The following is a 22,189-nucleotide window of genomic DNA, read 5'->3' as shown; positions in this document are numbered from 1 at the left end:
GGCCACCACGCCCGCCTGTTTTCGTCTTTCCAACTATACAATTATTTTTGATCTATCGTCGAGATCTATTGTATGTCAATCTATTACAAACTAAGAATAGATGGAATGTTTTCGGCAGACAGCGTCGGGGCGAGAATTGGGCGGTGTGACAAGAATTAAGTCACAGCCACCCACGTCATTGGACATGGATGCCTTAGCACAGTCAGACGTGGCGAGGGAAACGTACTGGGGGATATCCAGCACCGAATACGCGGTGTTTTACCTCCTCGCGTTTACTGCCGTCCTCGTCTTCGCCTACGGCGCGTACCAGCGGTTCGCCCGCTACGCCAAGGGGGACGACGACTCCTTCCCACGGATCGACGACCTGCAAAACCGCATCGTGAGCGCAACCAAGATCGTTCTCTCGAACGAGAAACAGTTCAACAGGGATCTCTACGGCGGGCTGATGCACTCGTTTATCCTCTGGGGATTCCTGACGCTGTTTATCGCGACACTGATTCTCGGGGCAGACCTCTATGTCGGCCAGAAGATCCTGCATATGTCGTTCTGGGACGGAGACTTCTATCTCGCCTACCAGTTCATGGTCGACGCGTTGGGACTGCTATTCGTCGTCGGCATCGGGATGGCGATGTACCGACGCTACTGGGTGCGCAACCACCGTCTCTGGGGACGACACACCTCCAACGAGGACGATCTCTTCATCTGGACGCTGTTCGCGCTCGGCGTCGGCGGCTTCCTCCTCGAGGGCCTCCGGATCTACATCGCCGGGATTCCGAACCACGAAATCGTGAGCTTCGTCGGCTACGGACTCGCAACGCTGTTCGATGGAATCGGCCTCCCGACCACCGAAGCCGCAGTGGCTGCCGGCCCCGAGTACAGTGCGTCCGCCAATCTCGGAGCCAACGCCGAGACGCTCCACTGGCTCACGTGGTGGTCCCACTCCTTGATCGCGTTCTTCTTCATCGCGTGGATCCCCTACGCCAAGCCCTTCCACATGATTTCCTCGTTCGCGAACGTCGTCACGCGCGACGAGAAAGCGGGCAAGCGTCTACCCAACGTCCCGTCGGATCTGGACGCGACCAACGCCGAATCCATCGACGACTTCACCTGGAAGGAGATCCTCGACCAGGACGCCTGTACCAAGTGTGGCCGTTGTTCCTCCGTCTGTCCCGCCAAGGCTTCCGACCGACCGCTCGATCCCCGAAACGTCATCCTCGACCTGAAATCCTACCGCGAGGACCTCGACGCCGGCGGCGAGGAGAAACCGATCATCGCCGACGGCGGCACCTCGGTGATCAACTCCGAGACGATGGACTCCTGTATGGCCTGCATGGCCTGTATGGACGCCTGCCCCGTCGAGATCGAACACCTCAAGAGCTTCACCCGGCTCAACCGCCAGCAGACCGATCAGGGCGACGTCTCCTCGAGCATGCAGGACGTCTTCCAGAACGTCATGCAGAACGGCAACACCTTCGGCGACTCGCCGCGCAATCGTGGCGACTGGGCCGACGAACTCGAGTTCGACGTGACCGACGCCCGAGAAAAGGAGGTCGACTACCTCTGGTACGTCGGCGACTTCCCGAGCTACGACGAGCGCAACAAGCAGGTCGCTCGCTCGCTGGCGACCATTCTGCAGGAGGCCGACGTCAGCTTCGGCATCCTCTTCGACGACGAGAAGTTCGACGGCAACGACATCCGCCGCGTCGGCGAGGAACTGCTCTACGTCGAACTGGCCGGCCACCACGTCGAAACGTGGGAAGACTGCGAGTTCGACAAGATCGTCTGTACCGACCCCCACTCCTACAATACGTTCAAAAACGAGTATCCGGAGGTCAACTTCGACGAGTTCGCCGACGACCCGATGATGCCCTTCGAGTACGAAGAGCAGTGGAACGAGGACGGCGAGATCGACGTGCTCCACTGGACGCAGGCCGTCGAAGAGCTCGTCGACGAGGGCAAGCTCGACCTGAGCGGAACCGAACTCGACTACACGGTCACCTACCACGACCCGTGTCACCTCGGGCGGTACAACGACGAGTACGAGGCCCCGCGCGAACTCATCAAAGCGACCGGCTGTACCTTAGACGAGATGCCCCGCAACCGCAGCAACTCCTTCTGCTGTGGCGGCGGCGGTGGCGGCCTCTGGATGGACTTCGAGGAGGAGCCAAAGCCCAGCGAGGAACGGATCCGAGAAGCACTCGAGGATACCGACGCCGGCAGCGGGATCGAGAAGTTCGTCGTCGCCTGTCCGATGTGCATGACGATGTACGAGGACGGCCGCAAGACCGGCGACTTCGAGGACGAGATCGAGATCGTCGACGTGGCCGAACTCATCGTCGAGGCCATCGGCAAGGAAGACGAAGCGAAGGTGGAAGTCGCAGCCGACTGATCGGTGCGCCGGTCGATCCGGTAGCCGATGAATCCGATTCACGTTTTGAATCGATCGAACGGGAGAATTCGAACGGTCGGACCGCTATAGCGGCCACTAAAATGATTTACACGCTGATTGCGACGTAGTCGTGCGTCAGGTGTTCAGTGACTACTATAGTCCTCGCTGATCGTTGTCGGATCGATCCGATCGATGAGGCCGTCGAAATCGTCGTCGAAGCTGAGAACGGCATCGAGATCACCGTTTTCGACGAGCGCAACGAGGCTCGCGTCTGTGAAGCTGAGGTGGTGGTCGTCGTAGCGTTCGAAAACGCGTACCGTTTGTTCGAATCGATCGTCGGAGACGAACAGCACCTCGATCCGATCGGGAAACGGACCGCGTCCGGCGATCCGATCGCCGATAGTCCGTGCTTCACGGTGACTGTCCGTCCGCATTCGGGTGAGCGTCACCGCTTCGTCGTACACGTAATCGTTTGTATATAGTGCACCGAACTCACCGGTCAACGCGGCTTCCAATGCGTTCGTCGCTGCGTCGTGGTGTTCGTCACGTTCGTTCTGAACAGCGACGAAAACTCCGGTATCGATGAGGAGACTCATTCGCCGTACAGTACCGCATCGATCTCGTCTTCGGTCGTTTCGACGCCCCAGTCCGAACTGCCGGACAACCACCGTTCGATTTCGTCATCGGAGAGCGGCTCGAGATCATCGCGGAAGGAATCGATCAGTTCGTCTTTCGATTCGTACGTGTCGGTGACGATTCTCTCGAGCAATTCCTGTTGCGTCACGTTCGTCCCCGTCTCGAGGCGGATCTCGGCCTGGAGTTCCTCGAGATGGGACTTCGTCCGGTCGGTGACTTTGACCGACGTACTCATACGCAGTAGTAGCGGATTCCACTGGAAATACTTTTCTCCTGTATTGGAGACAGAATATGGACAGTCCGGCGTACAGAGTGGGTACGGTTACAACACAGGGCACAAAACGAACGACAGGGGAAGGCGATCAGTCGGAACAACCGGTCGATGCCACCGAATCCTCGCTCTCAGCCGCGACTACGGCGTCTTCGGCCTTTACTTCGCGGACGAACTCGAGGAAGTTGTCGAAGACGAGTTTCGCTTCGCAGGCCTCCTGGTAGTTCTCCTCGGTGATCTCCTCGAGTACTGACTCGCGGCGCTCGTCGGAGAGTTCCTTGCGGTGGACGAGTTCCCGGGCGGTTTTGCTGTCGTACTCGGGGTGGAACTGGACGCCGAAGACGCGATCCTTGCGGAAGCCGTGATTGGAGTAATCGTTCTCGGCGAGGGGGTCGGATCCGGGCGGGAGGTCGGTAACGGCATCGGAGTGGCTGGTAAAGGAGCGAAACGTCTCGTCGATGCCGTCGAACAGCCGCGAGTCGCCGGTGTGTTCGATCTCGCTGTAGCCGACCTCGTAGACGTCCATGTCCGCGACGGTGCCGCCGAGGACGTCGGCCAGCAGCTGGTGGCCCCAACAGACCCCGAGGAAGGGAATGCCGCGATCGATCGCCTCGTCGACCCACTCCGCGACCGGCTCCATCCATTCGTCGTCCCAGTAGACCGACGACCGGGAGCCGGTGACGACGGCGCCGTCGTACTCGAAGTCGTCCGGGACCGTCCCGTCGGTGGCGTCGAACTCCGCCAGCGAGGCGTCGAGTTCCCGTCGGAAGTTCCGCGTCGTGTTCTCGTCCCGATGCGCCGCGTTCAGGACGGCAATGCGGGGGTGACTCATTGCACCATAGTGGCGACTCGGTGAAAATAGACCTTCCGCCCAGCGCCGACGTTGCCGAAACCGACGACAGTGGGTTCGGAGTCGCCTCTCGAGGAGCGCATCGACCACCGTGTCGGGCGTTGTAGCGGTTACTGGAGGGAGTAGTTCCCGTTGGACTCTCTGCGGAAGCGCTCGCCGGTGTCGAACCAGCCGCCGACGAACCGACCGGGGTCGCCCCGCTCGTCGTCCTCGGCACTCTCGAGGGCGGCTGGCTCGTCCCCGTGTTCCGCCTCGGTGGCGGTCGCAGTTCGATAGCCGTCGGCGACGACTGGCCCCGAGAGCTGGAGCCGTCCAACGCCATCGCCTTCGAGGACCGCCCCTTCCTCGTCGATCAGCCGGACGCGACAGTCCGGCACAGGGCGACCGACAGCGGTATCGTCGGTGTCCGATACCGTCGAATCAGCCTCGGTCTCGAACCCCTGGCTCAGTGCGGTCGGACACTCGAGGCGGCCGTAGACCTGCGCGACCGGCACGCCACGATCCCGGTAGGCCGTGCGCACGTCGTCGCTGACCGGAGCGTCACAGATCGCCCGCTCGAGTGACTCCGCGGCGGCGTCGAAACCGGATTCGGCCGCGATATCGCGAAGGGACGGCTCCCGGCCGGGCAACAGCGTCGCCTCCTCCTCGATGATCGCGGTCACGGCGTCGCCGGGATCGAACGCCCGATCGAGCAAGAGCGTGCCGCCGACGTACAGCACCGACAGCGCGACGCGGACGAGACCGTCGACGGCCGATAACGGGGTCGGCAGCGAAACCACATCGTTCGCGGCGAGCCCCCAGGCGACGACGCCCGTGATGCAGTTGCGTTCGATGGCCGTCGCCGAGTAGTCGGCGACCGGCCGCCCCCTCTCGCCGTGGATCGCGAGGAGCGGGCTCTCACTCGGGCGTTGCTCGTCGAAATCGACGGCGTCGCGATCGCTCTCGGACAGTTCCTCGAGCGTCACCGACCGATCGAAGGGGATCGACCGCACGAGGTCGCGCTGGGCCTGCTCCGAAACGACCAGATTCGGCTCGAGGGCGTCGAACGGGCGCTCGACGGACGCCGGCGTCAGCAGGTGCGAGATCGGCGCGAACGTCACACCCAGCCGTCGACAGGCGAAAAACACCGCGAGCGCAGCGACCCGGTTTCGCGTGACGAGACAGACGGTGTCCCCGGGGCCGATATCCCGCGCCGAGAGCCGTCCTGCGGTCCGCGTCGCGATGGTCGACAGCTCCTCGTAGGAGATCCGATCCTGGTGGACCGTCTCCGCCGGGGCGTACAGCCGCTGCTCGGAGATGTCGACGACTGCCGTCCGGTCCGGGAAGTGCTCGGCCCGTCGAGCCAGCGAGAGGGTCACGGCGGTCGCTTCCACGCTCGCATACGTAGTAGGGCGGGGGTCAGTCGCAAGCACGGAGCGAAGGTCCCGACGACTACCGAGACGGCGCGCTGGGCAGCGATGAGCGAGCAGCGAATCGCTGCTCGAACCGCGAGGGATGAGTGAGCGATGCGAGGCGAGAACGGAGTGAGCGCCTCGGAACGCGAACGAATCGGTTGGGGAGGGAGTGGATCTCCCCGGCGTCGCGGTTCCGTTGGTACCGGTCGTGGCCGGCGATCACACGACTCTCACCGCCTTCGGGACCCGTTACGCGTCGTCCGTGGTTTGGTCCTCGAGAAACCCCAACAACAGATCGTTGACCGTCCGCGAGCGCTCGATGAACGCGAGATGACCCGCCCCCTTGAGCCCAGTGAACTCCCCGCGGGGCAGTCCTCGCGCGAGGTCCCGCCCGGCAGCAGGCGCTACCAGTTCGTCCGCAGTCCCGTAAACAACCTGCGTCGGTTGCGTTACCTCGACCAGCCACTCGGTCGCATCGAACCCCTGGAGCGCCGTGACCTGCGCGTCCCAGCCCTCGCGATCCGCGTCCCCATCCGCCCGCCACTCGACGATCCCGTCCAGAACGTCGGGCTGGGCCTCAAGGAAGTCCGCAGAGAGTCCCGTCTCGAGCGATCGGCGAAGCGCGTCCGGGTCGTCCGGGGGTGCGAACAGCGGCTCGAGGTCGAACTCGGAGCCCCGAGCCGCCGTTCCGAACAGCGACAGCGTCTCGACGCGACTCGAGGTCCGGGCCGCCGCGAGCGCGATCGCGCCGCCGAGGCCACAGCCCACGAGGTGGGCCTTGCGGATGTCACAGTCGGCGAGGACCGCCTCGAGGTCGGCGACGAGCGTCTCGAGGTCGTCGGGGCCCGGCGGTGCGTCGGAGCGGCCCGTCCCCCGCAGATCCCAGACGACGACCTCGTGGGGACCGGCGACGGCGGCGTGTTGCCAGCCCCACAGCCAGCCGCCGAGGCCGGCTTCGGGGACGAAGACGACGGACTCGCCCTCGCCGGCGCGGTCGTAGTACAGCGAGACGCCATCGTTCGATGCGGTCGGCATACGAGCAGTGAGCGCCCGGAGTAAGGCGACAGTTTCGGTTCCCCGCGAACACCGCGTGAGGTCCCGCCCGCGATGCGGCCGTCTTTCGAGCCGGCCTCGACGAAACTATCAACTGACTCGATCTCGTCGATGCGATCTCAGTGCCTCGAAAACAGCTCCTGAAATCCAGAATCGACAACGATGGTACTGTGAGATCTCTCTCGATTCCCGTGTTTTCCTACTCACTAAATTGATCAACAAGATATAAAATGGAGCGTTGATATATAGATTTCATGGGTTTCAGCGCGATCAGTTATATATGAGTGGCGCAAGTGATATGATCGCATTTTATACATCTTCTCTCCCGGATGATATCATCGGAAAAACTATCGAAACCTGTGAGCGGATCGGGTTCGAGATCAGTGGAGACCCTAGTGAGCGAGGGTCCCGTGAGTTTCGTATACGATACAACGAGGGCTGGCTCAACGTATTTATCCATCCGGACGAGGAGCGCCCCCCGAACGAGCCGGTGGTCGGTATCAGCTGTGCGCAACTGATCAAGCCGGCCAAAGCATCGGATGAACGGGTATTCCGAGATCGGATGAGCGCAGTCTTCGAACTCCTCTGTCGGCTCTCCGTGACGCTCGACGTCGACTACGCACCCCTGTTTTGTCCGCCAAATCGGCGTGCAGGCCTCGACGGTCGCCCGATCGGCGAAAATCTCGAGGAACACCCCCGAATCGGCGTTTACGACCGAACCGTCGTCGAACAGTTCGGCGGCCTCGAGGCCATGTTCGACGCACCGCCGTGGTACACCGCGACCCTCGAGGGCGACAAAATCGTCGTCGTCGAAACCGAACAGCCCTGGGATCGGATCGACTGGCGGCCACCGACCGACGCCGACTTCCTCGAGACCGTCACGTTCGACGATTCCGACGAACGAGCACAGCAGGACCACGGCTTCGGCGATCCGTTCGCCGCCCTCGAGACCGGCGCGATCGGGACGGATCTCTGCGTCCCCCGCGAGAAGATCGGTCCCGAGTTCCGCAACGAGGACCTCGAACTGGTGCACGTCCGCGTCGACGAGGAGCGAAACCTCCGCCGGCTCGATACCGGCGCGTTCGTCCGCAACGTCGTCAACGAGGATCCAGGCGATCCCGCCGCGTTCATGATGGCAATGCTCGAGGACGTCCCTGCGGATGCCGCTGCCGACGAGCTGATGGTCTCGACGTTACTGCGAGGGGTCCCGCCGGCGTTCGTCCGCCTCGACGATCGGGACGACGAAACCATCGTTTCGAAGGTCATGGCTCTCGACGTCGACGTCGCCAAAGTGGATCTGCTCATCAGCCTCGGCCGTGTCGCTCGCGAGGGTGGCCTCACGGAGGAGGGTCTCCGAGAGATGGATCGGTTCCTCGAGAATCTCGAGGGGGTCGAGGACGTCGAGGGGATCGAGCAGCGCATCCGAGATCGCCTGCTCTGATCGAATCTATCGCGCCTCTTGATGGGTGATGAGAAGGCTCGAGGTCATCCGTCGCAATACCACGCCAACGGGACCGATACTGGAGACGAAATCGCGAACGCTTACGCGTTCAGCACCTGCCGCAACACGTCGGGCGCGTCCTCGAGCGCCTCGTCGAGATCGTCGACGTTGGGGCCCCCGCCCTGTGCGAAGTCCGGCGGACCGCCGCCGCCGCCGCCGACTCTCGAGGCGAGTTCGCCGACGACCTCCCCCGCGTTGACGCCGACGTCGTCCGGCACGGCAACGACGAACTGGGCACTGCCCTCACCGCTGCCGAGGACGGCGATCTTGCCCGCTTCGACGAGGGCGTTCGCAGTCGCCCGCAGTTCGTCCACGTCGGCGTCGATCCTGTCGACGACGGCCGTCGCGTTGCCGACCTCGACTTCCTCGCCGCCGCCAGTGCCGCCGGCGCGGGCCTCGGCGAGCTGTTCCGTCAGGTCCTCGATCTCCTTGCCTCGCGCTTTCCACTCCTCGAAGAACCGCTCGGCGGTCTCGGGGACGTCTTCGGGGGAGACGTCGAGGACCTCGGCGGCCTCGTAGAGCGCGTCCTCTTTGACCTGGGTCGCCTCGATGGCGGCCTCGCCGGCCGCGAAGGTGATCCGCTCGACCCCGTCCTGAACGCGCTCGGTGTTCAGGACTTTGATCGTCCCGATGTCGCCGGTGCGGGCGACGTGAGTGCCACCGCAGGCCTGGGTATCCTCGTCGACGTGAATCAGCCGGATCTGCTCGCCCGGCGGGATGCCGCCCTGATAGAGGTCGAAGCCGTATTCGGCCTCGGCGTCGTGGCGGTCGGGCCACTCCTGGGAGACTGCGGAGTTATCCATCACGATCTCGTTTGCGCGTTTTTCGATCCGCTTGACGTCGTCGCGTGAGATCCGGTCGTAGTGGCGGACGTCGATCCGCGAGGAATCGACGCCTTTCTGGGCACCCGCCTGCCGGATGTGTTCGCCGAGGATCTGTCGTGTGGCGTGGATGACGATGTGGGTCGCCGTGTGGTGGCGCATGAGTTGGCGGCGTCGGCTCCCGTCGACCTGTCCGTTGACGAACTCGCCTTTGCCGGGGTCCTCGTCGGTCCGATGGAGGATGATGCCGTCCTCGATCTGGACGTCCTCGACCTCGACGGTGGTGTCGTCGGTCGAGAGCGTCCCCGTGTCCGCGGGCTGCCCACCGCCTTCCGGATAGAACATCGTCTGATCGAGGACGACGTCGTAGCCGTCATCGCGTTCGAAGACGTCGAGGACGACGGCTTCGAACTGCGTCCGCTGCTGGTCGTCGTAGTAGAGCTTCTCCGTTTCCGGAAGATCGACGAAGCGTTCGTCGTCGCCGTCCTCGGTCACCCCGACGGACTCGGGCGTGTCGTGGCGCTGTGCAACCAAACTGTAGAAGTCGTCGGGGACGTCGACTGCTGCACCCGCGTCCGCCGCGATCTCTGCGACCATGTCCGGCTGGATGCCGTGGGAGTCGTAGAGTTCGATTAGCTCCTCGGTCGGGATCGGCTCGCCTTTCTTCGCGTACTCCTCGGCTAAGGTCTCGACCCGACGACCGCCGCGCTCGAGCGTCTCGCGGTACTTCTCGACCTCGGTGCGGACGATGTCCCGGATCGTGTCGCGGTTCTCGTACGACAGACGCTCGGCCTGCATGTCGACGAGTTCGTCCAGCGGCGCGTCGACGCCGACCGTGTCACAGAGCCGCTTCGTGCGTCGGAGGACCATCCGGGCGAGGTAGCCCGTCCCGACGTTCGAGGGGACGATACCGTCGCCGAGCATGTAGGCGAGGGTTCGGCAGTGGTCCGCGATCGCGTAGATGTCCTCGAGAGGGTCCATCAGTTCCTCGAGTGCCGCGGCGTCGACGCCGAGTTCGGCCGCGATCTCGCCGCGGGCGGTCTCCATGTCCTCGGCCTCGTCGATGTCCATGTGGCCCGCGAGCTTGGCGGTCCGATAAATGAGGTCCTCCTGCTCGTCGGTGTGGTCGAGTCCAGCGTTGTCCTTCAGGAAGGCGATCATGTCGGGATAGACCGCCTCGTAGACCGTCGGCGTTCCCTGGGAGACCCAGGTCCACCGCTCGAGCCCGTAGCCGGTGTCGACGATGTAGGTGTCCATCGGGCTGTAGCGGTTCCCGTCTTTCATCTCGTACTCGCCGTCGGGGTCTTGCTCCATGGACATGAAGACGAGCGTCGCGAGTTCGACGCCCCGGTAGATGACCTCGATGGCGGGGCCGGCGTTGCCGCCGCCGACCCACGGGTCCTCGATGTAGATGACTTCCTCGAGATCGACGCCCATCGACTCGAAGAAGCCGTCACAGAGTTCGACGGTTTCGTCCTTCCAGTAGACCTCGCCGTGGTAGGCGTACTCGTCTTCCGGGATGTCCTCGCGCGTGTTGAACGCGTGATGGGCCATCATCTCGAAGGCCATCGTGTGTCGCCCGGTCTTGCCGACGTTGTCGATGTCCTGCATCCGGATGCAGGGCTGGGAGACCGTCAGCGGGTTCGCCGGCGGCGGCGTCTCGCCGCTCGTCACCAGCGGCTGGAAGTCGTAGATCGACGCCTGCGTCAGCAAGACGTCATCCCGCCAGCGGTTCGCCGCGACGGGGTAGGGATCGATTCGCTCGTGATCGTTGGCCTCGAAGTAAGAGAGAAAGGCCTCGCGCATCTCCGCCAGGTCGTAGGACTCGTCGAATCCCGAGTTGTCGATGAAGCCGTACTCCTCGCAGGGCGGCTCACCACAGGTTACCCGGTCGTGATCGCGCGTCCAGAAGTGAGCGCCACACTCCGGGCACTCCTTGCGCTCGAACCCTTCCTCCTCGAAGTACTCGAGGCGGTACTCCTCCTCTAGTTCGCTCATTACGGGTCAATTGCCCCTGCAGCGCGTAAAACAGTTCCGCAACCGTCGTCGAGAACCGATCGACCGACACGAACGTGATCGGCTCCCCGAACCGGGCGCTCGGACGCCACCTGTCGAGAGCGTTATACTAGCAACTGAAACGGTTTCCACACTGGTCGCAACGCTGTCGTGCGACCAGTTGTGCAAGACTTCCGTTGCTACTATACGTCTCGGCCGATGCGTCCAGTAGACACATTAGCCTGGATTACCGTCACCACATATAGATCGTCTTCGCCACCGACCAATGACGCATCCGCCTGCGACAACGCGACCGCGAACGATCCTCTACGTCGCCGCGACCGAGGCAGCGGCCAGCGACGGTGCTACCGCGCTCGAGACCGTCGAGACGGGGCCGGAGCGCTCTATCCGACCGGCGACGACGGTCGAGCGCGTCCGCAACTGGGCCCCGGCAGTCGACTGCGTCGTCTTCGCCGAGACGCCGACGACCGCCGCGGGGTCCAACCTCCTCGAGGTCGTCGAGGCCTGTGGGTCGACGCCGCTAGTGCTCTTTTCCGACCCGTCGTACGCGCCGCCGGCCGCACGATCGACCGACGGAATCGACGGCTACGTCCGCCGCGACACCGACGACGCCGTCGTTCACCTCGCGGACGAGATCGAGTGGGTGTGCCGGGGCGACGACGAGTCCAGCGGTTCGACCGACGACGGGGCAGCGACGAACGGCCAACCGGCCGACCGGCTCCTCGAGTCCGTTCCCGAAGCGGCCGCCTGTCACGATCGCGACCGCCTTTTCGACCTGTTGGTCGAGACCGCGAGCGACGTACTCGATCGCGACTACTGCTGGCTCTCGACGGTCCACTTCGGCGATTTCACACCGCGAGCGACTGCATCGGGGCTCTCGGCGGACGATCTCGAGCCGGTCGCACGCGAGGGCCCTCTCGAGGAGGCGCTCCGAACGGGTGAGCCGATCCGTATCGACGACCTCACGACTGACGACCGGCTGGCGGTCCCCCTCGACGGGGTCACATCGCTGTGCTGTCTCCCCGTCGGTGACGCCGGCGTTCTACAGGTCGCCGCCGAGAACGCGGGTGCGTTCGACGAGCGCGACTGCGACCGGCTGGCAGCGTGGTGTCGGTTCGTCGCCGCGATCCTCGAGCGAATCGACGCCGAAGCCAGCCACAGTACGGAACGCGAGCAGTTGCGCCGAGAACGGGACCGACTGCAGACGGAGCGAGACCGACTCGCCGACGAACGCGACGAATTGGCTCTCGAGCGCGATCGGCTTGCGACCGAGAACGAACGACTCGCGGCCCAGAACGATCGGTTTCAGGCACTGTTCGCGAACGTCCCTGAGCCGGCAGTTCGATACGAGATCGACGACGGGAAACCGATCGTCCGAGATGTCAACGACACGTTCGTCGACGTCTTCGGGACGACACCCGAGACGATCGTCGACGAGCCGGTCGACGAGGCCATCGTCCCGCCGGGCCTCGAGTCCAGACGAACGACGCTGCTCGAGTCGCTCCGGGCGGGGGAGTGTCGCCAACTGGTCAGTCGTCGGGAAACCGTCGACGGCGTCCGGGAGTTCCTGCTCACGCTGGTCCCGGCCGAAGCGGGCGCGAGCGACCGGAACGCCGACGACGGGAACAGCGACGGTGACGACAACCCGGCGGGGCTGATCGTCTACAGCGACGTAACGGACGCGAACCGGCACGAACGGGAGCTGGCAGCCGCCCACCACCGCCTCGAGACGATCGCGGACCTGGTCGACGAGGACGTTCGGTCGCCCCTGAACGTCGCGCGTGGCTACCTCGAGCTCGCGGCAGAAACCGGGGACGAAGAGCACTTCAGGGCGGTCGAGGACGCACAGGAGCAGCTACGGGAACTCGTCGATCAACTCGTCGCGATCGCTCGCCAGGACGACGTGATCGTCGAGACCGAACCCGTCGCCATCCACGACGTCGCGCGACGGGCCTGGGTCGCCGTCGAGACCGGCGACGCGCGACTCGTCACCCAGACGACGACGGACCGCGTGCTCGAGGCGGACAAAGCGCGGCTGCGTGAACTGTTCGAACACGTGCTGGGGACCGTGGTCGATTCGACCGACACGGCTGCTCCCGGGGCGGACGACGGAGCCCAAGACGGGGAGGGCGAGCGTACGGACCCCGCGACGCAAGTGGTGACGGTGGGTGCGACCGACGACGGCTTCTACGTCGCCCGACACAACCCCGACGCCGACAGGCAGGTCGTCGACGACGGACTCGAGACGGACCCGGTCCCGGGGCGACTGGCAGCGGGCGACGGGACCGGTTTCGAACTGGGTACCGTCGAACGCATCGCCGACGCCCACGGCTGGAACGTCGGCGTCGCCGAGGACGACGATCGGATCGCCTTCGCGTTCCGAGGGGTCGAATCGGTCGACGAAACGTAAACGACCCCACCCTACTCGCTCACTGCGTTCGCTCCTCAAGGTCGGGACTCCACCGCGGAAGACGCTACGTACAGAACCCGTGCTACGATCGACTGCCGACGCGGCCCCGAACGAGAGCCATCGCCCTCACGCCGTTTCTTCGAGCGCCAGCGAGGCCAGCATCGCCTCGAGTTGGAGTCGTTCGTTCGCGCCCTCCGTGATGCGATAGTCGACCTCGCCGAGGCGCTCGAGCAGTCGAACGGTGGCCTGTTCGGGGAGGTCGAACTCCCAGGCCGAGCGGTGGAGTTGGTCGATGACGTCGCCGCCGGCGAGGCCGCGCTCGGTCAGGAGGTCCTCGAGGGCGGCGCGGGCGGCGGTGAAGTCGCCGTCGATGGCGTGTTCGACCATGGCCTCGACCTCCTCGGGGCGGGCGGTAGCGGTGATCGCGAAGACGGTCTCCTCGTCGACGGTCTCGCCCATCACGGCGGCGGCCTGCAAGGCGTTGATCGCCTTGCGCATGTCGCCGTCGGCCGCGTAGACTAAGGCGTCGACGCCGTCGTCGGTCACCGCGATGTCTTCGGTGGCGGCGATCTCGCGAACCTGCGCCTCGATGGCGTCGGCGGTGAGTTCGGTAAAGCGAAAGACCGCACAGCGGGACTGAATCGGATCGATGATCTGGCTCGAGTAGTTACACGAGAGGATAAAGCGCGTGTTGTTCGAGAACTGCTCCATCGTCCGGCGCAACGCCGACTGGGCGTCGGAGGTCAAAGCGTCGGCCTCGTCCAGAAAGATGATGCGGTGGGAGTAGCCGCCGAAACTCGAGCGTGCGAAGTCCTTGATCCGCTCGCGGACGACGTCGATCCCGCGCTGGTCGGAGGCGTTGAGCTCGAGGAAGTTCTCGCGCCAGTCGTCGTCGTAGACCTCTCGAGCGATGCTCTTCGCGGCTGTCGTCTTCCCCGTGCCCGCCGGTCCCGCGAACATGAGGTGGGGGAGGTCGTCCTGCTCGACGTAATTTTCGAGGCGCGGAACGATGTCCTCGTGGCCCTTGATGTCGTCGAGTCGTTCCGGGCGATACTTCTCGATCCAGACTTCGGTCTTGCCGGGTGTGGGCTCCGCCGCCTGGGCGTCGGCCTCGCTCATACCGGTCGAAGGTGGGGCCGCAAGATAAAACGACCGAAGGTCGGCGTCGGACCGAGTCACCGGCGGCCTCGCGGGTGACGAACGATTCACGAAGCGTGACAGTTCCCGGCCTTGAAACCGTGGTGACAGGTTTTACACCCTGCTCGAGGAAGTACTACCCGTGATGCTCGAGCATGATGCGCTATCGCGAGTCGTCGTCTGCCTACTGGTCGCGCTCGTCGTCTGCGGTACCGTCCCGGCGACGGCTGTCGCCCAAACGAACGGTCAGACCGGCGGCACGGTCGTCGTCGAGGAGGGTGAAACGGTCGACAACCTCGAGGCCTTCGGCGGGAGCGTCGTCGTCCGTGGAACCGTCACCGGCGACGTGAGTGCCGTCGGGGGCGACGTACGGATCGAACGAACCGGTGAGGTCGGGGGTAACCTCGAGGCCGCTGGCGGGAGCGTCACGATCGCCGGGACCGTCGACGGCGACGTCGAGGTCGGCGCAGGGAGCCTCACGGTCACCGAGAGCGGGACCGTCGGCGGCACCCTCATGGCCGGCGTCGGGAGCGCGACGATCGACGGGACGCTCGAGGGCGACGCCGAAATCGGGGCCGAAACGATTCGACTGGGCGAAACCGCCGCAATCGCCGGCGATCTGCGCTACGACGGCGATCTCCAGGGGAACACCGACGCGGTCGCGGGCGAGATCCAGGAGGACGCCTCGCTCGGGGTCGACGTCGCGCCGACGATTCACCCGTTTGCGTCGTGGCTGTTCGCGGCCTACGTCCTGGCGGTGAACCTGCTGCTCGGGGCCGTGTTGCTCGCACTGTTTCCGCGGTTCTCCGACGGCGTCGCCGACCGCGTCGCAGCCGGCCCCCTGCGCTCCGGACTGGTCGGGCTGGGCGTGTTCGTGGGCATTCCCGTGGTTCTGATCGCGCTCGCGATCACGGTCGTCGGCATCCCGCTGTCGTTGATCGGTGGCTTCGTGTTCGGACTGCTGTTGTGGGTCGGGACGATCTACGGCCGGTTCGCCGTCGCCGCGTGGCTCCTCTCGCTGCTGGGCGTCGGGAACCGCTGGCTCGCGCTCGTCCTCGGACTAGTCGCCGGTGCCCTCCTCTCCCGGCTTCCGATCCCCGTCGTCGGCGGGGCGATCAATCTGGTCGTCCTGTTGCTGGGACTGGGTGCGCTCGTTCGTGGGCTAGTGGGCAACTGGCGCAGCGCTCGAAACCGGGACCAGCAACGCCCAGCCGGGCCCGACAGCGACGAACCGACCGCGGATTAGTACCGTCCCAAGCGTCGACTGCTGAGCGAAATCGGAACCCACCGCATGATTTCGCTCAGCAGTGTAGGCTTGGGCCGCCACTAGCCGGGAGCGATGCTCTCAAGACGATCGTCTCGTTACCGTGACCTATGCGCGTCACCGTCGATATCAAGGGCGAAGACACCTACGAACTCGACCTCGAGGCGGTGGCCGGCGGTGCCGACCGCGACGGCGGCAGCGCCACGACGCCGACCTACGCGGACCTCCTCCGCGAGGTCGAGTTGAGTCCCCACGAGGTGAGTGTCCTCGTCGACGGCCGGCCAGTGCCCGAAGATCAGCCCGTCGAGAGCGACCACGTGACGGTGTTGCGCCTCATCAAGGGCGGCTCCTGGGGGTGAGCCGACCGTCGTCTCGCCGCCCCGAAAGCCGATCCCACACCGTTTCGATCGGGCGGGACCGACGCGTTGTTGAGCCACGCCGCCCAACGTCGGTGTGAATGTTCGTCCGCACGGCGACTTCCGACGACGCCCTCGAGGTCCGGCGCATCCTCGATGGCGCGATGCTCGAGCTCGGCGACGTCGAACGGCGGATCGACGACGGCGACGTCTTCCTGGCGGGCGATCGGCGCGGGACGGCGGCGAGTGCGGACACCGACGGGAGCGAACGAATCCTCGGGACCGCCGTCCTCGAGCCCCTCGAGAACGAGCGGGGGGCCCACGTCGGGGCGATCGGCGTCCGTCGTCGGCATCGGGGCCGCGGGATCGGCTCGGCGCTAATCGAGCGGGCGCTCGAACGAGAGGGGCGTCTCACGGCGCGATTCGACGACGGCGTCAGGCCGTTCTACGAGCGGCTGGGATTTTCGATCGAGCCGATCGACGAGCAGCGCCACCGCGGCGTGGCGGTGACGGCCGGACGCGTCTGACGACCCCACACATGGGGACCCGTCGCCTGCCAGCGCAGTTTTATCCGACGTGAACGTGGTACGTGTCGTCGCATGGCGCTCCAACGGATGCTCAGCGGCGATCCGTCGAAGAGTTCGAAGGTCTATCTGGCGATCGGCGCTCTCTCGCTGGTGAAAGCGATCGCGGTCCGCAACGACCGCGAGCGGTTCCGACGCGAGCTGGTCGACGCCGGGCTGTTCCTCGGCGTCGGGGTCGCGCTCCACCGGTTCAGCAAGATGAAGGCACAAAAACGGCAGGAACTCGAGTCCCAGGTCCCCGACTGGGCGGCCGACGTACTAACCTCCGAAGCGACCTCGAAGGGGCTGCAAACGCTCGCGAAGCGGCGATTCGGGCAGTCCGAGCCCGAACCGGAGACGGTTCGAGAGCGAGCGCGCAGCGTTTTCTCGAGCCGGTAACTCGCCGTCGGTCGCGCCCCTTTCTCAGTCGGATTCCGCGTCGACGGCGGGTGGGGCATCGGTCGAAAGCGGCTCGAGCGACGCCGAAAAGTGGCGGAGTTCCGGGACTGCGGGGTTCGAGACGATCTCGAGTCCCGACACCTCGTGGCGGTTCTCGAGGACGGCTTCGGCCGTCTCGACGACGTGCTCGAAGTGTTCCCGGTGGTAGGTCCGGCGCGGAACCGCGAGTCGGACCAGTTCCGGCCGGTCGGTCTCGGGGAACGCGAAACTCCCGAGTTCGACGCCCCTGACACCCCCTTCCCGATACAGTTCGCAGACCAGTACCTGTCCCGGGAACCGCTCGGCCGGGATGTCCGGAAAGGTCGCCCCCGCGTCGAGGTAGACCGCGTGCCCGCCGATCGGCGTGTACACCGGGAGTCCGGCCTCCTCGAGCATCGCGCCGAGTTCGCGGACCTGTTCGACCCGGTCCTCGATGTACGCCTCCTCGACGGCTTCGCGCAGACCGACCGCCATCGCGGCGACGTCTCGCCCGGCCATGCCGCCGTACGTGGGGAACCCCTCGTAGAGGATCGCACGCTGTTTACACCGCTCGAAGAGGGCCTCGTCGTCGGTCGCGACGAAGCCGCCGACGTTCGCCAACCCGTCTTTCTTCCCGCTCATGACGATCGCGTCCGCGAGCCCGAGTTGCTCGCGTGCCACCTCGGCGACCGTCGCGTCCGCGAACTCGTCCTCGCGTCGCGTCACGAAGTAGGCGTTCTCCGCGAAGCGACAGGCGTCGATCACGAACGTGGCGTCGATCTCGTCGGCGAACGCCCGGACGCGACGGGTGTTCGAAACGCTGACCGGCTGGCCCGCCGTCGAGTTGTTCGTGATCGTCAGGATAACCAGCGGGACGCGTTCCGCCCCGACCTCGTCGACGACCGTGCGGGCTCGCTCGAGCGAGAAGTCACCCTTGAACGGCTCGTCCGTCGCCGGATCGTGGGCTCCCGGAACCGGACAGTCGACCGGATCGGCGCCTTGATTCGAGACGTGCGCTCGCGTCGTATCGAAGTGGGTGTTGTTGAGCGCGACGTCGCCTTCGGAGAGCAGGCTGCCGTAGAGAACGTTCTCGGCACCGCGACCCTGGTGGGCCGGCACCACACGGTCGAACCCCATCACGTCCGCAACCGCTGATTCGAGGCGGCCGAAGCTCGCCGAGCCGGCGTAGGCCTCGTCACCCTGGAGCAACGCGGCCCACTGGTCGTCGCTCATCGCCCCCGTCCCACTATCCGTCAAAAGATCTATGAAAACGTCGTCAGCGGGAAGATTGAACGCGTTGTATCCGGCCTCCTCGAGCGCCTTCGTTCGCCGTTCTTTCGATGGTAGGTGGATCGGTTCGACGACTTTCGACTTGTAGGCGACCATACCCGATCGATGCCGTCCAGCGTGTTCAGTCTAGCTGAGAGGTTGTGAGCGTCGATGACTCGAGACGGCCCCCGCCGGACGGATCGGCGCATCGATGGACGGAATCGGTGGGCAACTCGCCAATGGGTCTGACGGTGGCACAGTACGGGCAGGGTCGCTCACGTCCGCCACCTCAGCGCGTGTCGATCCCGACGCCGCCGAAGGTGTCCTCGGCGATCCGCTCCCTCGTCGGCTCGGGGCCGACGAGTTCCAGGGCCTCGAGACGCTCGTCGCGGATGGTGAGTGTCCTGGCCGGCGCAGTGCCATGGGTCGGGCCGGCGTCGGGCTCGCTCGATTCGACGCGGTCGTCGGGCTCGCTCGAGTCGGCGGGGACGGGTTCGCTCGAATCGGTTGCGGTGAGCGCACCGAGTTCGGCCGCAGTAGCGTCGATCACCTCGCCGTCGGCCCGGACGGTCACGTCGGCGTCGCCGATGAACTCGAACTCGAGGTCCGCGCACGTCGGGGTGCCGCCGTCGGCCTCGTTGACTCCCCCCATTCCGTTGGAATCGGTGTCCGTGACGTTCGACGCCGGCGTCTCACCGTCCGTACCGGTCGCCTCTGCCGTCTCGACGGTTGCGAGGTCGGCGAACAGTTCGGTCGCCGTCGTGTCGTCGACATCGACCGCGTCGTCCGGGATCGGATCGTGAGCGCCGGCATCGTCCTCGAGGAGGTCGTCGGTCGAGTCGACGCCGAACTCGGCGAGGACGGCGTCGGGATCGGGATCGATGCCCTCGAAAACATCTGTTACTGTCGGATCGGTACTCATGCTCCCGTCTGCACCGTTCTCCCCCTTCGTTACGGTTCGGCTACCAGAGTATTAACGATCGAATACTCCGGTGGCTACGAAAGTAATAGATTGGTAGGGGCGGCTGTAATCCGAATTCGCCGGGCCGAAACTATAGTAGCAACTGAAACGATTTACACACTGATCGCAACGCTGTCGTGTGATCAGGTGTGCAATGACTTTCAGTTGCTACTATAGAGGCCGATTCCCGCGGGAGTGCGTGAGACGAACCGAACAGGATCGCTCGAGCTAGAACAGGTTCTGGGTTAGCTCGAGGGTTTCCTCGCGGTCGTCCCAGTCGACGAAGAGGGCGACGCTGGTCGCGCTCGTGATGATGTCCTGGAGATGAATGCGGGCCTCGGCGAGGGGGTTGACGATCTCGCTGATGATTCCCGGCTGGTTTGGGAGCTCCCCGCCGGTCACCCGGATGACGGCGATCGGCGAGTCGACGGTGACGCTCGAGAGTTCGTCGCGGGCGATGACCTCGCGGTGGAGGATGTTCTCGGCACGTTCGGCTTCTTCCTCGTCGATGTAGAACGTGACCGTGTCCATTCCGCTGGCGACGGCGTCAACGTTGATGTCGCTTTCGGCGAGCGCTTCCGAGAGGTGATTGAAGATACCGGGCTGATTTCGAATGGCTCGACCGGCGACGGTCAGGCAGGCCAGTGGCCGCTCGCGCAGGTCGACGAGGTTTCTGAACTCGCCCTCGATGCTCGTCCCGCCCGACAGCAGATCGCCGTGCTGGTAGTGGACGACACGAACGTCGAGTTTCCCGTCTTTGTACGACAGTGCCGAGGGCGCGACGACCTCAGCGCCCCGAAACGAGAGGTTTCGGAGTTCGTCGACGGAAATCTCGCCGACGTTGCGGGCACCTTCGACGACGTGGGGATCCCCGGTCATGACGCCCTCGACGTCGGTCACGATGACGACCTCGTCGGCGTCCATGTACTTGCCCATCATGACCGCCGTCGTGTCGCTGCCGCCCCGGCCCAGCGTCGTGATCGAGCCATCCGGTCCCTCCGCTAGAAAGCCGGTGATAACCGGCACCGTCCCGTCGAGTTCCGCGGCGACCTCCTGTGCGCGTTTCTGGGTCTCCTCGACGTTGACCTCGCCGTACTCGTCGGTGACGACGGGCCACTGATCGCTTCCGGGCTCGAGGAACATCGCGTCGATGCCCCGAGCCGACAGCGCGGCCTTGAGCATCCGAACCGACGTCCGCTCGCCCATGCTGACGATCTGGGCGCGATCGGCTTCGTCCGTCTCGAAGCTGATCTCCTCGAGCAGATCGTCGGTGGTCGATCCCATCGCGCTCGCGACGACGGCGATCTCGTGGCCGTCCTCGACGGCCGCAGCGATCGAATCCGCGGCACGGTTGATCCGGTCGCCGCTACCGAGGCTCGTTCCGCCGAACTTGGCTACGACGCGCATGCTGACACCTCACTGCCCGCGTGCGTGACGGTGGTGTGACTCATACTCGGTCAGTTACCAGAGCGTGCAGATAACTGTGTCCCATCGGTCGCGTTTTTAGGACTCGCTTGATCCGACGCTCCCGTGACTCGAATGCAAGCACCCCATCGGTTCGGGCCGACCGGGTCGAGCCAACGATCCGCGACCGGGGTTTATTGTTGTGCGCGCCATTACCATACGTCGATGAACGTACGGGACGCACTCGAGGCCGATGCCAACGCCCTCGCGTCGATCGCGGACTCCCCGACGGACGTGATGCGAAATCTCGTCCACGATCGGACGGTACGGGTCGCCGAGGACGGGACGCACGACCCGAACGCGGACGTATCGGGCTCGCAATACGACGGCTCCGATCCGGAGGACCTCCTCGGGTTCATTAGCTTCGACGCTCGCGAGGACACCGTCCACGTCACCCAACTCGACGGAACGAGCGAGGCCTGCAAACGGTTGCTGGCCGAACCCGTCCGGTTCGCCGAACGGGAGTCGATGGCCGTCGAACTACTGGCGTCACAGGACGCCACCCCCATCGAGAACGCTGCTCGAGAGCTGGGATTCGAGCGACGCGGCCGCGGCCCACAGTTCGACGGCTCCCCGACGGTTCGATTTCGACTCGAGCCATAGGACGGTCTTCGGACCCCAATCCCGGACGGAGTCGGTCGCCACCCGAGTCGATCCGCGGCCGATTCGCCCTCTGGAGGGCGAATCGGCCGCCGTTTCGTGAATCGGACCAAATCTGGTTTACTCGGGTACTTCCAAGATCCGGTATGGACGAACCGACTTCGGCGTTCGCTACCGATCGAAGACCGACTCGTCGAACCGTGCTGGGCGCCGTCGGGGGTGGCGCGCTCGGATCGATCGCCGGCTGCCTCGGTGGGGACGAGACGGCAGACGTTCCAGCGCCGATCAGTATCGCCGACGATCGGGGGTGTGACAACTGTACGATGATCGTCGGGAACCACCCCGGCCCGGCCGGGCAGGCACACTACGAGGATCCGACGGCAGTGCTCGAGGAGGATCGGCCGGCCCAGTTCTGTAGCTCGCTGTGTACGTACGCGTTCACCTTCAAGCAGGACGTCGATCCCACGGTCAGCTACCTCACGGACTACTCGACGCTCGAGTACGACATCGAGGAGGGCGACGACGGCCCCGTGATCTCCCGCCACCTCGACGCCGACGGGTTCGGGGACCGATCGGGGCTCACCTTGATCGCCGGCAGCGACGTGGGCGGTGCGATGGGAGACTCGCTCGTTCCGTTCAGCGACGGCGACGACGCCGCGGCGTTCCAGGAGGAACACGGCGGCGACAGCTATGATCACGACGAGATCACGCAGGAGCTCGTCATGTCGATGATGTAACGCTCCACCGCCCACGCCGGGAGCGCGATCGAAGCTGTCGGGGACGGGATGGAGCCACCGATCGGAACTAGAACTCGAAA

General features: G+C 64.9%; 19 protein-coding genes. 9 read left to right on the top strand and 10 right to left on the bottom strand.

From position 1 onward, the window contains the following. Window positions 1-184: 184 nt before the first annotated feature. Complete coding sequence (locus tag CP557_RS00185; protein WP_097378039.1) at window positions 185-2,389, top strand: (Fe-S)-binding protein; 2,205 nt, start codon at window positions 185-187, stop codon at window positions 2,387-2,389. Between the two features lie 143 nt (window positions 2,390-2,532). Here the strand turns inward: CP557_RS00185 and CP557_RS00180 are convergent, their stop codons facing one another. The 5 genes from CP557_RS00180 to CP557_RS00160 form a co-directional block, all read right to left on the bottom strand. Then, window positions 2,533-2,985, bottom strand: a complete 453-nt coding sequence (locus CP557_RS00180; RefSeq protein WP_097378038.1) for a type II toxin-antitoxin system VapC family toxin — start codon at window positions 2,983-2,985, stop codon at window positions 2,533-2,535. Beyond that, window positions 2,982-3,260, bottom strand: a complete 279-nt coding sequence (locus CP557_RS00175) for a hypothetical protein (protein WP_097378037.1) — start codon at window positions 3,258-3,260, stop codon at window positions 2,982-2,984. The genes CP557_RS00180 and CP557_RS00175 overlap by 4 nt, the downstream gene beginning before the upstream one ends. A gap of 127 nt (window positions 3,261-3,387) precedes the next feature. Next, a complete protein-coding gene (locus tag CP557_RS00170; protein ID WP_097378036.1) occupies window positions 3,388-4,128 on the bottom strand; it encodes a type 1 glutamine amidotransferase in 741 nt (246 codons plus the stop codon). Window positions 4,129-4,256: 128 nt separating this feature from the next. Continuing rightward, window positions 4,257-5,519 carry a class I adenylate-forming enzyme family protein gene (locus tag CP557_RS00165; RefSeq protein WP_097378035.1) on the bottom strand — a complete coding sequence of 421 codons (1,263 nt, stop codon included), beginning with the start codon at window positions 5,517-5,519 and terminating at the stop codon, window positions 4,257-4,259. 270 nt (window positions 5,520-5,789) lie between these two features. After that, window positions 5,790-6,575 (bottom strand): alpha/beta fold hydrolase, encoded by a 786-nt coding sequence (locus CP557_RS00160; RefSeq protein ID WP_097378034.1) that lies wholly within the window; start codon window positions 6,573-6,575, stop codon window positions 5,790-5,792. A 580-nt stretch (window positions 6,576-7,155) separates the two neighbouring features. On the opposite strand from CP557_RS00160, the gene CP557_RS22765 reads away from it, so the two are divergent. Beyond that, window positions 7,156-8,034, top strand: coding sequence for a hypothetical protein (locus tag CP557_RS22765; protein ID WP_211290156.1), 879 nt, complete (start codon window positions 7,156-7,158; stop codon window positions 8,032-8,034). Between the two features lie 101 nt (window positions 8,035-8,135). Here CP557_RS22765 and alaS read toward each other — a convergent pair whose 3' ends face one another. Continuing rightward, window positions 8,136-10,913, bottom strand: coding sequence for an alanine--tRNA ligase (gene alaS / locus CP557_RS00145; RefSeq protein WP_097378033.1), 2,778 nt, complete (start codon window positions 10,911-10,913; stop codon window positions 8,136-8,138). A gap of 283 nt (window positions 10,914-11,196) precedes the next feature. On the opposite strand from alaS, the gene CP557_RS00140 reads away from it, so the two are divergent. Further along, window positions 11,197-13,341: a GAF domain-containing protein gene (locus CP557_RS00140; RefSeq protein ID WP_097378032.1), complete on the top strand. Its 2,145-nt coding sequence runs from the start codon at window positions 11,197-11,199 to the stop codon at window positions 13,339-13,341. A 126-nt stretch (window positions 13,342-13,467) separates the two neighbouring features. Here the strand turns inward: CP557_RS00140 and CP557_RS00135 are convergent, their stop codons facing one another. Further along, window positions 13,468-14,460 (bottom strand): replication factor C small subunit, encoded by a 993-nt coding sequence (locus tag CP557_RS00135; protein WP_097378031.1) that lies wholly within the window; start codon window positions 14,458-14,460, stop codon window positions 13,468-13,470. A 163-nt stretch (window positions 14,461-14,623) separates the two neighbouring features. On the opposite strand from CP557_RS00135, the gene CP557_RS00130 reads away from it, so the two are divergent. The 4 genes from CP557_RS00130 (at window position 14,624) to CP557_RS00115 (ending at window position 17,060) form a co-directional block, all read left to right on the top strand. Continuing rightward, window positions 14,624-15,724 (top strand): bactofilin family protein, encoded by a 1,101-nt coding sequence (locus CP557_RS00130; protein WP_097378030.1) that lies wholly within the window; start codon window positions 14,624-14,626, stop codon window positions 15,722-15,724. Window positions 15,725-15,852: 128 nt separating this feature from the next. Next, on the top strand, window positions 15,853-16,101 hold the full coding sequence (samp2, locus tag CP557_RS00125) for a ubiquitin-like small modifier protein SAMP2 (RefSeq protein ID WP_097378029.1): 249 nt from the start codon (window positions 15,853-15,855) through the stop codon (window positions 16,099-16,101). 98 nt (window positions 16,102-16,199) lie between these two features. Continuing rightward, a complete protein-coding gene (locus CP557_RS00120; protein WP_097378028.1) occupies window positions 16,200-16,625 on the top strand; it encodes a GNAT family N-acetyltransferase in 426 nt (141 codons plus the stop codon). 72 nt (window positions 16,626-16,697) lie between these two features. Beyond that, window positions 16,698-17,060 carry a hypothetical protein gene (locus CP557_RS00115; protein ID WP_097378027.1) on the top strand — a complete coding sequence of 121 codons (363 nt, stop codon included), beginning with the start codon at window positions 16,698-16,700 and terminating at the stop codon, window positions 17,058-17,060. Window positions 17,061-17,084: 24 nt separating this feature from the next. Here the strand turns inward: CP557_RS00115 and CP557_RS00110 are convergent, their stop codons facing one another. From CP557_RS00110 to CP557_RS00100, 3 genes are all read right to left on the bottom strand, one after another. Continuing rightward, complete coding sequence (locus tag CP557_RS00110) at window positions 17,085-18,464, bottom strand: tryptophanase (RefSeq protein ID WP_097378026.1); 1,380 nt, start codon at window positions 18,462-18,464, stop codon at window positions 17,085-17,087. A 172-nt stretch (window positions 18,465-18,636) separates the two neighbouring features. Continuing rightward, window positions 18,637-19,269 carry a hypothetical protein gene (locus CP557_RS00105; RefSeq protein WP_097378025.1) on the bottom strand — a complete coding sequence of 211 codons (633 nt, stop codon included), beginning with the start codon at window positions 19,267-19,269 and terminating at the stop codon, window positions 18,637-18,639. A gap of 267 nt (window positions 19,270-19,536) precedes the next feature. Continuing rightward, a complete protein-coding gene (locus tag CP557_RS00100; RefSeq protein WP_097378024.1) occupies window positions 19,537-20,715 on the bottom strand; it encodes an aspartate kinase in 1,179 nt (392 codons plus the stop codon). Window positions 20,716-20,937: 222 nt separating this feature from the next. Between CP557_RS00100 and CP557_RS00095 the strand changes: the two genes are divergently transcribed. Together CP557_RS00095 and CP557_RS00090 are read left to right on the top strand one after the other, a co-directional pair. After that, window positions 20,938-21,375: a hypothetical protein gene (locus CP557_RS00095; protein ID WP_097378023.1), complete on the top strand. Its 438-nt coding sequence runs from the start codon at window positions 20,938-20,940 to the stop codon at window positions 21,373-21,375. A 143-nt stretch (window positions 21,376-21,518) separates the two neighbouring features. Continuing rightward, window positions 21,519-22,109: a nitrous oxide reductase accessory protein NosL gene (locus CP557_RS00090; protein WP_097378022.1), complete on the top strand. Its 591-nt coding sequence runs from the start codon at window positions 21,519-21,521 to the stop codon at window positions 22,107-22,109. The last annotated feature ends 80 nt before the right edge of the window (window positions 22,110-22,189 follow it).

This window comes from Natrinema ejinorense, from assembly GCF_002494345.1.
Classification (GTDB): Archaea; Halobacteriota; Halobacteria; order Halobacteriales; family Natrialbaceae; genus Natrinema; species Natrinema longum.
This window is presented reverse-complemented; position numbering and strand designations above follow the sequence as displayed.

Coding starts and splice junctions, on each gene's coding strand:
- CP557_RS00185 (WP_097378039.1), top strand. CDS start 185: ATGGATGCCTTAGCACAGTCAGACGTGGCGAGGGAAACGTACTGGGGG.
- CP557_RS00180 (WP_097378038.1), bottom strand. CDS start 2,985: ATGAGTCTCCTCATCGATACCGGAGTTTTCGTCGCTGTTCAGAACGAA.
- CP557_RS00175 (WP_097378037.1), bottom strand. CDS start 3,260: ATGAGTACGTCGGTCAAAGTCACCGACCGGACGAAGTCCCATCTCGAG.
- CP557_RS00170 (WP_097378036.1), bottom strand. CDS start 4,128: ATGAGTCACCCCCGCATTGCCGTCCTGAACGCGGCGCATCGGGACGAG.
- CP557_RS00160 (WP_097378034.1), bottom strand. CDS start 6,575: ATGCCGACCGCATCGAACGATGGCGTCTCGCTGTACTACGACCGCGCC.
- CP557_RS22765 (WP_211290156.1), top strand. CDS start 7,156: ATGAGCGCAGTCTTCGAACTCCTCTGTCGGCTCTCCGTGACGCTCGAC.
- alaS (WP_097378033.1), bottom strand. CDS start 10,913: ATGAGCGAACTAGAGGAGGAGTACCGCCTCGAGTACTTCGAGGAGGAA.
- CP557_RS00140 (WP_097378032.1), top strand. CDS start 11,197: ATGACGCATCCGCCTGCGACAACGCGACCGCGAACGATCCTCTACGTC.
- CP557_RS00135 (WP_097378031.1), bottom strand. CDS start 14,460: ATGAGCGAGGCCGACGCCCAGGCGGCGGAGCCCACACCCGGCAAGACC.
- CP557_RS00130 (WP_097378030.1), top strand. CDS start 14,624: ATGCTCGAGCATGATGCGCTATCGCGAGTCGTCGTCTGCCTACTGGTC.
- samp2 (WP_097378029.1), top strand. CDS start 15,853: ATGCGCGTCACCGTCGATATCAAGGGCGAAGACACCTACGAACTCGAC.
- CP557_RS00120 (WP_097378028.1), top strand. CDS start 16,200: ATGTTCGTCCGCACGGCGACTTCCGACGACGCCCTCGAGGTCCGGCGC.
- CP557_RS00115 (WP_097378027.1), top strand. CDS start 16,698: ATGGCGCTCCAACGGATGCTCAGCGGCGATCCGTCGAAGAGTTCGAAG.
- CP557_RS00110 (WP_097378026.1), bottom strand. CDS start 18,464: ATGGTCGCCTACAAGTCGAAAGTCGTCGAACCGATCCACCTACCATCG.
- CP557_RS00105 (WP_097378025.1), bottom strand. CDS start 19,269: ATGAGTACCGATCCGACAGTAACAGATGTTTTCGAGGGCATCGATCCC.
- CP557_RS00100 (WP_097378024.1), bottom strand. CDS start 20,715: ATGCGCGTCGTAGCCAAGTTCGGCGGAACGAGCCTCGGTAGCGGCGAC.
- CP557_RS00095 (WP_097378023.1), top strand. CDS start 20,938: ATGAACGTACGGGACGCACTCGAGGCCGATGCCAACGCCCTCGCGTCG.
- CP557_RS00090 (WP_097378022.1), top strand. CDS start 21,519: ATGGACGAACCGACTTCGGCGTTCGCTACCGATCGAAGACCGACTCGT.